Annotated in this window: 7 protein-coding genes and 2 pseudogenes; 5 read left to right on the top strand and 4 right to left on the bottom strand. The window is 58.0% G+C overall.

Going from position 1 to position 11,130, the window contains the following annotated elements; genetic code table 11:
- Positions 1-55 precede the first annotated feature (55 nt).
- Together IGS51_RS00350 and mnmE are read left to right on the top strand one after the other, a co-directional pair.
- A pseudogene (locus IGS51_RS00350) lies at positions 56-649 on the top strand (sensor histidine kinase); the annotation flags it as partial.
- A gap of 95 nt (positions 650-744) precedes the next feature.
- Entirely contained in the window at positions 745-2,157 is a 1,413-nt protein-coding gene (gene mnmE, locus IGS51_RS00345) for a tRNA uridine-5-carboxymethylaminomethyl(34) synthesis GTPase MnmE (RefSeq protein ID WP_297074790.1), read from the top strand.
- Positions 2,158-2,307: 150 nt separating this feature from the next.
- Here the strand turns inward: mnmE and IGS51_RS00340 are convergent, their stop codons facing one another.
- Both IGS51_RS00340 and glmU read right to left on the bottom strand, forming a co-directional pair.
- Complete coding sequence (locus IGS51_RS00340) at positions 2,308-4,029, bottom strand: hypothetical protein (RefSeq protein WP_297074788.1); 1,722 nt, start codon at positions 4,027-4,029, stop codon at positions 2,308-2,310.
- 213 nt (positions 4,030-4,242) lie between these two features.
- Positions 4,243-5,613 carry a bifunctional UDP-N-acetylglucosamine diphosphorylase/glucosamine-1-phosphate N-acetyltransferase GlmU gene (gene glmU, locus IGS51_RS00335; RefSeq protein ID WP_297074786.1) on the bottom strand — a complete coding sequence of 457 codons (1,371 nt, stop codon included), beginning with the start codon at positions 5,611-5,613 and terminating at the stop codon, positions 4,243-4,245.
- A gap of 543 nt (positions 5,614-6,156) precedes the next feature.
- Between glmU and IGS51_RS00330 the strand changes: the two genes are divergently transcribed.
- On the top strand, positions 6,157-8,478 hold the full coding sequence (locus IGS51_RS00330; protein WP_297074784.1) for a Tex family protein: 2,322 nt from the start codon (positions 6,157-6,159) through the stop codon (positions 8,476-8,478).
- 71 nt (positions 8,479-8,549) lie between these two features.
- Here IGS51_RS00330 and IGS51_RS00325 read toward each other — a convergent pair whose 3' ends face one another.
- Complete coding sequence (locus tag IGS51_RS00325) at positions 8,550-9,155, bottom strand: ACP phosphodiesterase (RefSeq protein ID WP_297074783.1); 606 nt, start codon at positions 9,153-9,155, stop codon at positions 8,550-8,552.
- Positions 9,152-10,057, bottom strand: a complete 906-nt coding sequence (locus IGS51_RS00320) for a DMT family transporter (protein ID WP_297074782.1) — start codon at positions 10,055-10,057, stop codon at positions 9,152-9,154. The genes IGS51_RS00325 and IGS51_RS00320 overlap by 4 nt, the downstream gene beginning before the upstream one ends.
- A 146-nt stretch (positions 10,058-10,203) precedes the next feature.
- On the opposite strand from IGS51_RS00320, the gene IGS51_RS00315 reads away from it, so the two are divergent.
- Together IGS51_RS00315 and IGS51_RS22250 are read left to right on the top strand one after the other, a co-directional pair.
- Entirely contained in the window at positions 10,204-10,998 is a 795-nt protein-coding gene (locus tag IGS51_RS00315) for a PD-(D/E)XK nuclease family protein (RefSeq protein ID WP_297074780.1), read from the top strand.
- A gap of 5 nt (positions 10,999-11,003) precedes the next feature.
- Positions 11,004-11,130, top strand: a pseudogene (locus IGS51_RS22250) (TIGR00303 family protein); the annotation flags it as partial.

Genomic DNA, 11,130 nt, shown 5'->3' with positions numbered 1-11,130 from the left:
ATACTAAGCTTGCTTCAGGCTAATCTATCCATTTTTTAATCATGCAACAAAGCCGTTGGGAATTGATCGCATCCGCAGCATTAGCAATAGCTTAAGAACCTTCTCTAGAGCCGACAAAGATTACAAAGTACCGTTTGATATTCATGAGGGACTGGATAGCACTATTCTGATTCTGAAGCATCGACTGAAAGCCAATGACGAGCGCCCAGCCATTCAAGTGGTGACTAATTATGGCAATCTTCCCGATGTTGAATGTTTCCCAGGGCAGATCAATCAGGTGTTTATGAACCTCTTGGCCAATGCCATTGATGCGCTGGATGAAGCCGCGCAAAAGAGGACATTTGCTGAGTTGGAATCCTTGCCGCAGACCATCACCATCCAAACCACATTAACGCAATCCAATGCAATCGAAATTCGGATTCGAGACAATGGGAACGGCATTCCTGCGGCAATCAGAGACAAGATCTTTGATCATTTGTTTACAACCAAAGGAGTCGGTAAAGGAACGGGGCTGGGCTTGGCGATCGCCCGTCAAATTGTCGTCGAAAAGCATGGCGGCAGCCTGGAGGTTCAATCCGAGGTGGGCTGGGGGACGGAGTTTTGCATCCGGTTGCCGATGGGGGCCAAGCTGCCGATAGGGGTCGAGTAGCACATCACAGCGGTTCATCGCAGGTTAATCCACCCATTTGCGCGTTTGGGGGCGAGTGCCAGTAGATTGAAGAGAGCGTCCCTTGATTTCACGTCATGACGGCTCCTGCTCTGAAACAAGACACCATCGCGGCGATCGCCACAGCAATCGTTCCTGCTCAAGGCAGCGTGGGCATTGTGCGCCTGTCGGGGGCTGAGGCCGTGGCGATCGCCCGTATCCTATTCCACGCGCCAGGGCGACAGGTGTGGGACAGCCACCGCATTCTCTACGGCCATGTGCGCCAGCCCCAAACCCAGACAGTGATTGACGAGGCGCTGCTGTTGCTGATGCTGGCTCCGCGCTCCTACACCCGCGAAGACGTGGTGGAGTTTCACTGTCACGGCGGCATGATGGCGGTGCAGCAGGTGTTGCAGGCTTGCTTGGACTGTGGGGCGCGGCTGGCAGAGCCGGGAGAGTTCACGCTGCGGGCCTTTCTCAACGGGCGCATTGATCTAACGCAAGCCGAGAGCATTGCCGATCTGGTGGGAGCGCGATCGCCCCAGGCGGCCCAATCTGCCCTCGCCGGCCTGCAAGGAAAGCTTGCCCAGCCCATCCGCCAGCTTCGGGCGATCTGCCTCGATATTCTGGCCGAAGTGGAAGCCCGCATCGACTTTGAAGACGACCTGCCACCGCTGGATGAAGCCCTGATCAAAACCCAACTGTCGCAAGTTCTCGCCCAAGTGACGGCGCTCCTCGACACGGCAGACCGGGGCGAACTGTTGCGGAGCGGGCTAAAAGTAGCGATTGTCGGTCGCCCGAATGTCGGCAAATCTAGCCTGCTGAATGCCTGGAGCCGGAGCGATCGCGCTATTGTGACAGCGCTTCCGGGGACGACCCGCGACGTGGTTGAATCGCAGCTCGTAGTCGGCGGCATCCCCATCCAGGTGCTTGACACTGCTGGCATCCGCGAGGCCGAAGATGTGGTTGAGCAAATTGGGGTCGCGCGATCGCGCCAGGCCGCCCAAGCCGCCGATCTGGTATTGCTCACCATCGACGCTGCCCAGGGCTGGACGGCCGCAGACCAGGAAATCTATGAGCAGGTCAAGGGGCGATCGCTGATTTTGGTGGTGAACAAGGTTGATCTGGTGGCTGGGAATGGCGGTGTGGCGGCGTGGGGAAGCGATGGCGCTGTCCCACCTCCTCCGCTCGCTTTGCCCACGGTGTACACTGCTGCCGCCCAAAATCACGGCATCGAAGCCCTGGAGCAAGCAATTCTGACCATTGCCCAGGCCGGCAAGCTGACGGCTGCGAACCTCGACCTAGCCATCAACCAGCGCCAGTCTGCCGCGCTCACTCGCGCCAAAACAGCCCTCCAGCATGTGCAAGACACCATTGCTCAGCAGCTCCCGCTGGACTTTTGGAGCATTGACCTGCGAAGCGCCATCCAGGCTTTGGGTGAAATCACGGGCGAAGACGTGACCGAATCTGTCCTCGATCGGATCTTTAGCCGCTTTTGCATTGGTAAGTGAGATTGCTTTTGGATTTTGGATTTGCGATTTTGGATTGGCGGTTTTGGAGTGCCAGTCAAGCGTTTTCGAGGTTTCTAGCGATTTCATCCGTAGCGTCGCGTTTGCGGCTCATTTCCAGTGTCCTGCGGCAATCCAAAATTCCTGAAACGGCTACTGTCCAACCGTTTGCACCGGAGATATGGGCTGTCCCTGCATTTGCTGCATAACGTGCTGCTGGAGCATTTGCTGTTGCAGGAGTTGTCGCTGGGATATGGGTTGTTGGCGCAGGGGTTGTTGGAGCATTTGCTGCTGCATCATCCGCTGTTGCGCCATCTGCTGCTGGGCCATTTGGTATTGCGCCATTTGCTGGGGAGAGAGCGCCTGCGGTGGAATCTGTTGCGGAACTAGCTGTGGGATCGGTTGTGGAATGGCTTGCGGGGCGATCGCCTGCATGGGCTGCGCGACGGGCTGGGTGTCGGGCGCGGCAGAGGGGTCTGCAATTTGGAGCATGGGCTGGGCGGGCTGATTGGCGGCCTGGGCGATCGCTGCTTCTAGGTCAGTTTTGATCTTCTCTACCCGTGGCTCATACAGCGCTAACAGGCGTTCTGCTTCAAACATGGCGCTGGTGTTGGGTGGCACCTGCTGCAACCGCGCCAGGCCTGCTTCCCAGGTGGCGACTACTGCTTCGGCCAGGTCAGGGCGCTTCTGATGAATGGCGTGCTGCTGCCGCTCCCAGGCCAGCTTGAGCAACTGCTTGGCTTCGCTGAGGCGCTGTCCGGCTGCCTCTTCTTGCTGAAGCCGGGTTTGCACTAGGGCTAGCTGATCTCGGTAGTCTTGGAGTTTGGCGGTGGCTGTCGCATAAAACGGGCTGGCAACGGGTACAGCCTCAAGCTGCTGAATCGCGGCTTCCCACTGGTTCCGAATCAACTGCCAGGTCTGGAGGTTGAGAACCGGAGCCTCGCTGGCCTGGGTAGCGGCGATCGCCCACTGCTCGGCTTGCCTCAACCCATTCAGCACCTCGTTTTGCTGCTGATATTGCTGGCGCAGTTCATTGGATGTTGACCGATGGCGCGACCAAATGGGTACGGTGTCCAGCAGGTTGATCGCCCCAGTGAGGTACTGCTGGGCGGCGGCCAGGTCGGGCGCAGCAGGAGCCTGTGTCACGACGGTAAACGACTTGCTGCCCAAAGATTTTGCCGTTTCCAACTGGGGGCACGCGCCGAGGGTGCAGGGCTGCGTCAGCACGTAGCTGCCTAGAGCCAGCCCGACGGCTCCAATGCCCGCTATCAGCAGGCGATGATCTGCTCCTGCCTCGACACTCTTCTGAGGACTTTGGTGAGGAGTCTGGGCAGATTTGGGGGCTTGTGGAACCGCTTTTTGAACAGCGTGAACAGATTGAACAGGGGGTCTGCTGGTGGTTGGCGGGATCGGCGGAGCCTTGGTGCGGGCAGACGGCGCGACAGATGCGGGCTTGGGAATGGGAATAGTGACGGGTGGAGCAATTGCCCCGGTTCCCCCAATGGCGCTGGCAGCAACCCCCGATAGCACCGGCTTTGGCGGTGTCTGGTTGAGCGAAAACTGGCGGCGCACGTAGGGCTTGGGCTGACCGACAATCCGCAGGTATAGCCCCACTTGCTGAATCGAGCGAATCTGGAGCGCGTGGATGCGGGCTTCGAGAAGCTGCAACACCTGGCGCGGGTTGAGCGACATATCGGTGCGGTGGTTGCCCACCACCAGCAGGCGATCGCCCTGGAGGGCACAGCGCACCGCAACTGCCAACTGGCGCTGGCGGAAAAAGGCTTCCAGTGTGCGTCCTAGCTCTTCGACAGAGAGGGATAACTCGGCTGCGGACGGGTCGGTCGTGCGATCGCTGGGGGAAAGTGTCGCCTGCATAGTCGCCTGAATAGGTTGCCTGGATGGGTTGCCTGGAGAAACCCTGTGTTCCTAGCGGAAACTGGTTCTAGTGAAAACAATGGACAAACCCATGCTGGGGTTTCCACCTGCCACTAGGGCTTCTCCAAGGTTTATCTAGGGTTTATACAGATATTCTTCCCAGCGATCGCACCTCCGGATCATTCACGGAGTAGAATCTTGGGATTCCCTAGCTCAGGGTGCTGCCACATCCGAGACAACCGTGAGCCGCCAGCCCGGTTTCACCACCTGCCGCGATCGGGCGATCGCCAGACAATCGTCCGGCAAATCTTCGGTAATCACCGATCCAGCGGCAATGGTCACATCGGCTCCCACCGTCACAGGCGCAACCAAGACGCTGTTTGACCCAGTTTTTGTGCGATCGCCAATGACCGTCGGATGCTTCTTTACGCCGTCGTAGTTAGCGGTGATCGTCCCTGCGCCAATGTTCACTTTCGTACCTAGCGTTGCATCACCCAGATAAGATAAATGCGCGACATTCGTGCGATCGCCCAGCGTAGTTTTTTTTAGCTCCACAAAGTTTCCAATGCGGCAGCCGTTGCCGACCTGCACCTGTCCCCGCAGGTGCGCGTAGGGGCCAATGCGGGTGTCTGCTTGCACGGTGCTATCCGACACAACGGAATATAGCACCGTCACGCAATCGCCCAGCGTGCTGTTTTCGATCAGACTCCCGGGGCCAATGCGGCTGCCTGCACCAATAGCCGTCTTACCGCGCAGGTGACACTGGGGTTCAATAACGACATCTGGGCCAAGGGTGACGGTATCATCGATCGTGATACTGGCCGGGTCAATCAGCGTCACGCCCTGCATCATCCAGGCGTTCTTTACTCGCGTTTGCAAAATGTCATAAGCAGCGGACAACTGCCGTCGATCGTTAATCCCCAAGATTTCCTGATAATCGTCTACATCCACAGCCATGACGGGTGACATCATACTCACCACATCTGTCAGGTAATATTCCTGCTGATCGTTATCGGCGGTCAGCTTGGGCAGCGCTTCTGCGAGGTCTGCCCAGCGAAAACAGTAGACCCCGGCATTGATGCGGCGGTTTTGCTTTTGGGCAGCCGTACAGTCCCGATCTTCTACAATTTGCGTCACGCGGTTGCTGCCATCGCAAAACACGCGCCCGTAGCCTTTCGGTTCTGGCAGATGTGCCGTCAGCAGCGTGGCCGCGTTGCCTGCTGAGCGATGGGTGTCCAGCAGGTTCTTCAGCGTTTCCGGGCGCAGCAGCGGTACGTCGCCATTCAGCACCAGCACATCGCCTGCAAAGCCGTCGAGATGGGGAATGATTTGCTGCACTGCATGGCCCGTGCCCAACTGTTCCCGCTGCTCTACAAACTCCACCCCTGGAACCGCGCTGAGAGACTCCCGCACGCGATCGCCCCCATAGCCCACAATCACCAACTGGCGGTCGGGCTGCACCGCTGCCAAACTGTCTAACACCCGCTCCACGAGCGATCGCCCGCCCAAATCGTGCAGCACCTTCGGAAGGTCTGACTTCATTCGCGTTCCCCGGCCCGCCGCCAAAATTGCTACCGCTAACATGCTGCCTAGCTTTCTGTTTGTCACCTGAGTCTCTGCTTGTAACCTGTGTGATTCAGCCTTCATCGACTGGAATCCAGAGTGCATCCCACTTTTGTAAACCTCAGCCTAAATCCCTCTCCCAGAGCGGGAGAGGGACTTTGAATCCGGCTCCCCTTCTCCCGTTTTGGGAGAAGGGGTTGGGGGGTGAGGGCGAATTTGCATAACTGGGATGCGCCCGGAATCCAGCTTCCCAATCCCACAGTTGGGAGTATACCGCGCTTCGGTCGGTGTATTTCTCGGTGTATTTCTGAGAACTCCCTCAAGCGCTATTGAAGAAACAGATGAGGAGACGGACGACCTGAATCACGCTGTGTCGATCTGGCTCTCGACAGACTGCAAAAGCGCGATCGCCCAGAGTCGGTGCTTCCAGATGAGGGCGATCGCCCTACTGCCAAACCCCCCAATCCAAAATCCAAAATCCCCAATCCAAAATCCCCACTCCTGCCTCTGTTCAAGACTTCGGTATAGTGAAAAATGCACGTTGCGTTTCTCCACGGTTCACCCATGATCGACATTCCCAAACTGCTCGCCCAGGAGCTATCGCTTAAGCCGTTTCAGGTGGAAAATGCGCTGGCGCTGTTTGCAGAAGGGGCGACCATTCCCTTTGTGGCGCGATATCGCAAGGAGCGCACGGGCGAACTAAACGAGATTCAGCTCAGGGATCTGGCCGATCGCCATGCCTACCTGACGGAACTGGAGGAACGCAAGCAGACGGTGCTAAAGGCGATCGCCGACCAAGGCAAACTCACCGACGACCTCCAGGTTCAAATCGAGCGGTGCTTATCGAAAACTGAGCTAGAAGACCTGTATTTGCCCTATCGCCCCAAGCGCCGCACCCGCGCCACTATTGCCCGTGAGAAGGGGCTAGAGCCGCTAGCCCAGTGGATTGAGTCGTTGAATCAGCCCAACGCGCCCCAGGCGGATTTGGCCGCTGAAGCTGCGAAATACGTCAATGGGGACAAAGGCGTGAAAACGGCCCAAGAGGCTTTGCAGGGCGCGTCGGACATTCTGGCAGAGGCGGTAGCTGACCGAGCAGAACTGCGATCGCACCTGCGGCAATTTTTTCTGAATTCCGGCAGCTTCGAGTCGCGCATCAAGCCCGACTTTCCCGAAGGCAGCACCAAGTTCGAGATGTATCGTACCTACACCGCGCCCGTGAGTAAGATTCAGCCACATAACCTATTGGCGCTGCTGCGGGGCGAAAGCGAGGATGTACTGACGCTGAACCTGACCTTCGACGAAGACGAGGTGCAGAGCTATCTAGAGCGCGAAGTGATTCGCACCAAGGCCAAGCCCGTGCGCGAGTTTTATCAGGCGATGCTGCGGGATGCCTTTGTGCGGCTGATGCAGACCTCCCTCACCAGCGAAGTGATTGCCGAGAAGAAGCAGTGGGCTGATATCGAATCCATCAAAACCTTTGAGGCAAATCTGCGGGAACTGCTGCTGGCGGCTCCAGCGGGCATGAAGCCGACGCTGGCCATTGACCCCGGCTTTCGCACGGGCTGTAAGGTGGCGGTGATTGACCAGACGGGCAAGTTTCTGGAATATCAGACCATCTTTCCCCACACGGGCGAGGGGCAGCGGGAAAAAGCAGGGCGATCGCTCCTTGACCTGATTCGCAAATACCAGATTGAGCTAATCGCCATTGGCAACGGCACCGCTAGCCGCGAAACGGATGCGTTTGTGAATGAAGTGGTGAAGTCGCTTGATCACAAACCCGTGAAAGTAATTGTGAACGAGGCTGGCGCATCGATTTACTCTGCCAGTCAAGTGGCAATCGCCGAATTTCCCGACCTGGATCTGACCGTGCGTGGAGCCGTCAGCATCGGCCGCCGATTGCAAGATCCCCTAGCAGAACTGGTGAAGATCGACCCCAAGTCTATCGGCGTTGGGCAATATCAGCATGATGTGGACCAAAAGCTGCTCAAGAAAAAGCTGGATGAAACGGTCGAAAGCTGCGTCAACTACGTGGGCGTAGACCTGAATACTGCGTCAAAAGAACTGCTGAGCTACGTCTCTGGCATTTCCAGCGCTGTTGCCAACAATATCGTGCAATATCGCAACCAAAACGGCGCGTTTCGCAATCGCCGCGAACTGCTAAAAGTCTCTAAGCTGGGCCCCAAAGCGTTTGAGCAGGCAGCCGGATTTCTCCGCATCCGCAATGGCGACAATCCGCTAGACAATACGGCCGTCCATCCTGAAAGCTACGGTGTAGTAGAGGCGATCGCCAAGGATCTCGGCATCCCGCTAGATCAAGTGACCAAGGCAGGAGAACGGCTGAAAACCCTCTCTCTCCAGCGCTACGTCACCGACACTATCGGCGAACCTACCCTGCGCGACATCCTTGCAGAGTTAGAAAAACCTGGCCGCGACCCGCGTGCCCAATTCACCTACGCCACCTTTCGCGAAGACATTCAGGAAATCGGCGATCTCAAGGTTGGCATGACGCTCGAAGGCGTGATCACTAACGTCGCAAACTTTGGCGCGTTCGTGGATATTGGCGTTCACCAAGACGGTCTAATTCACGTCTCGCAGCTGGCCGATCGGTTTGTCAAAGACCCGAAAGAAGTCGTAAAAGTGGGGCAGATCGTCACCGTGCGTGTGCTAGAGGTGAACGAATCGCTGAAGCGCATCAGCCTGTCGATGCGTTCCGAGGTAAACGACAAGGCAACCCAGCAAACTGGGCGATCGCAGGAGGGCGCTAACTCCCAAAGGCCGAAGCCCGTTGCCCAGTCCAGCAACCCCAATCTCTCAGCTTCGGGCGATCGCCCCTCCACAGCAGCAACGCTAGACGACTTGAAAGCGAAATTCGGCCGCAAGCGGTAGACCATACCTGAAAGCCCCTGTCCTGGCCAAATTCGCCCGGTCTGATAGGTACGGATTCAATTTTTCATTGCTCAGAAGCCAGAGCGTTTGGCAGCCAGGATTGCAACCTGATTGTAGACATATACCTTGAGCGCCGGGAAAAATTGGTGACAGTCTTGCTCTAGGGCAGTGTAATGATCGTGCAATACGCAAATGCTGGAGGCGAGGAGGGGCGATCGCCGCGATCGCGCTGCCATGCGCTCCAGAATCATCTCGATACCCGATACTTGCTGATAGGCAGTCAGCCAGTCGCCCGCTAGCATAAACGGCAGCGCCCGCTGGAGCGACGGCGGCAGCAGCGCTTGATAGTGCTGCAAATCGGCATAGACCCCCTGCACAAACTCCTCCAGCGTCCCTACCCCATAGGTTTGCCAGTGAACCGCTAGGAAATGGTCGTAGAACACATCCACCAGCACCCCCGCCAGTCGGCAGTAGGGCGGCTCTACCCGCGCCTTGCTCTGGCGGACGATGGGGTGGCGATCGGTGTAGGTGTCGATCTGGCGATGGAGCGCAATGCCCCGCTGAATGGTGGGATGGAGCGAGCGAACGTCTGCTCCTTTGAGGAAATCGCCCGCTAGGTTGCCGAGACGGGCCAAGGGGTCGGGTTCGGAGAGCAGCAAGTGGGCGAGGTAGTTCATGCTCTAGGGCGCAATTGGCTCAGCAGCGTGGCCGCCAAAATCACCCCACCCCCCAGCCAGCCGCGCAGGCCCCAGCGTTCGCCCAGCCACCAGAAGGCAAACAGCGAGGCAAAGACGGGTTCTAGCGTGTAGAGAATGGCGGCTTCGGTGGCGGAGAGGTGGCGCTGGGCGCTGGCCTGGGTCCAGGTGGTGAGGGCGGTGGCGAAGAGTCCCAGGTACAGCACCACGGCGGCGCTGACGATGAGGGCGGCGGTTTGCGAAGCGATGTGCGGGGCGGCCCACAGGAGACTCAGGAGGGCGATCGCCATCACTTGCACCGTCGTCAAGGCTGTCGCGCTGTAGCGCTGCACAATTCGCTCCATTCGCAGAATATACACCGCCCAGCAGGCCGCGCAGAGCAGCACCCACAGATCGCCCACCCCCAGCGCCCCACCCTCCCAGGACAACAGCCCCACGCCAGCCAGCGCCAGCCCTGCGGCGATCGCCACCCGTATCGAAATCTTGCGCCCCAGCAGCCGCGCAAAAATCGGCACCAAAATCACATTCAGGCTGGTAATGAATGCGGCCCGATTGGCCGGAGCCGTTTCCAGCCCGATTGCCTGCGTCAAAACTGCACTAAACATGAGGACGCTCACCCCGATGCCGTCCAGAATCAGTCCTTTGCTGAAGTGCGATGGGGGGGGCACTGGAGCGACTGCCAGCGACACGGAACGCAGGCGCATTCCAACAACAGGCAAGAGGGCGATCGCCGCCACCACAAACCGCGCCATCACCAGCACCGACGGCGATAGCGTCCCCAGCGAAGTCTTAATCAGCGGAAAGGTAGAACCCCAGATGACATTTGATAGCACCAGAATAAAAATGCTCCACTGCCGAGCCGTTATCTTTGGCATCCTTGGCATGACCAACGAACTCCCCCCTCTACCCCTACCCTACCCCCTCTACTCTATCCCTAGTGCATCCGAACTCTACCTAAAACCCATATCTAGTGTCATCATATAAAGACCCTCTGGGTCTGTTGAGTTTCTGTCGCATTTCTACAGTCCGCATGACCTACTCGCTCTCCGCTGCCAAGCTGCAAAGCTATTACCGCTGTCCGCTCGCCTACTACTTTCGCTATGAGCGCAAGCTGCCGGGGGCGGCGTTTTTTAGCTCCGCAGCGCTGGGAACGTCGCTGCATCAGGCGCTGGCTCAGATTTACGACGACTGGCATTATCAAGACCCGATTCCCCGCTTGGACTGGGTGGAATATTGCTGGAATCAGCATAGCAGCGGACTCACGCCAACTCAGGTGAGCGAAGGTCGGCGCATCCTGCAACGCTACTATAACGGCTTTATTGCAAATCAAAGCGCAATTCGGCGGCCGCTAGCGGTAGAAGGGCGCATCCAGGGGACGCTGCGGGTGCAGGATTTGGAATTTACGCTGTCGGGTCGCTATGACCGAATCGACTGGCTGGAGGACGGGCTGGAGCTAATCGACTATAAATCCAGCAAGGACAGTGAGGCGCTATTGCCCGATGAAATCGATTTGCAAATCGGGTTATATTACCTGGCACTGGAGCAGCGCTATCAAAAGCACCTGAAACAACTTAGCTTATTGTATCTGCGGACAGGCGAGAAGGTTAGCTACACAGTCACGCCCGACCATCGCCAGCAGGTGGAGTCGATTATCGGCGAACTAGCGCTGCAATTGCGGCAAGACCGTTCCTGGACTCCGTTTCCGGGTGAACAGTGCAATCGCTGCGCCTATGCCCGCTATTGCCCCGCCGCCCGCGCCAATCCCGAACCGCTGCCCGAAGAGGCCCAGCCAGAGCCGGGGTTGCAGCTTGTGCTAAGCCTGTGAGGTTGTTGACCTGGCCGCGCTGCTACGGAAACATCGCGCAGGGCGATCGCTGGCTTCGGCAGTTTCAGGGAGCGCGATCGCAGTTTGCCTGTGTGCTGGGGTTTACCGAGACGGGGCTGATTCCGGGCATTT

It is taken from the genome of Thermoleptolyngbya sp. M55_K2018_002 (assembly GCF_015295965.1).
Classification (GTDB): Bacteria; Cyanobacteriota; Cyanobacteriia; order Elainellales; family Elainellaceae; genus Thermoleptolyngbya; species Thermoleptolyngbya sichuanensis.
Note: the sequence above shows the minus strand (reverse complement) of the source record. Positions and strands in the feature narration are given on the sequence as shown.

Coding starts and splice junctions, on each gene's coding strand:
- IGS51_RS00330 (WP_297074784.1), top strand. CDS start 6,157: ATGATCGACATTCCCAAACTGCTCGCCCAGGAGCTATCGCTTAAGCCG.
- IGS51_RS00320 (WP_297074782.1), bottom strand. CDS start 10,057: ATGCCAAGGATGCCAAAGATAACGGCTCGGCAGTGGAGCATTTTTATT.
- glmU (WP_297074786.1), bottom strand. CDS start 5,613: ATGTTAGCGGTAGCAATTTTGGCGGCGGGCCGGGGAACGCGAATGAAG.
- IGS51_RS00315 (WP_297074780.1), top strand. CDS start 10,204: ATGACCTACTCGCTCTCCGCTGCCAAGCTGCAAAGCTATTACCGCTGT.
- IGS51_RS00340 (WP_297074788.1), bottom strand. CDS start 4,029: ATGCAGGCGACACTTTCCCCCAGCGATCGCACGACCGACCCGTCCGCA.
- IGS51_RS00325 (WP_297074783.1), bottom strand. CDS start 9,155: ATGAACTACCTCGCCCACTTGCTGCTCTCCGAACCCGACCCCTTGGCC.
- mnmE (WP_297074790.1), top strand. CDS start 745: ATGACGGCTCCTGCTCTGAAACAAGACACCATCGCGGCGATCGCCACA.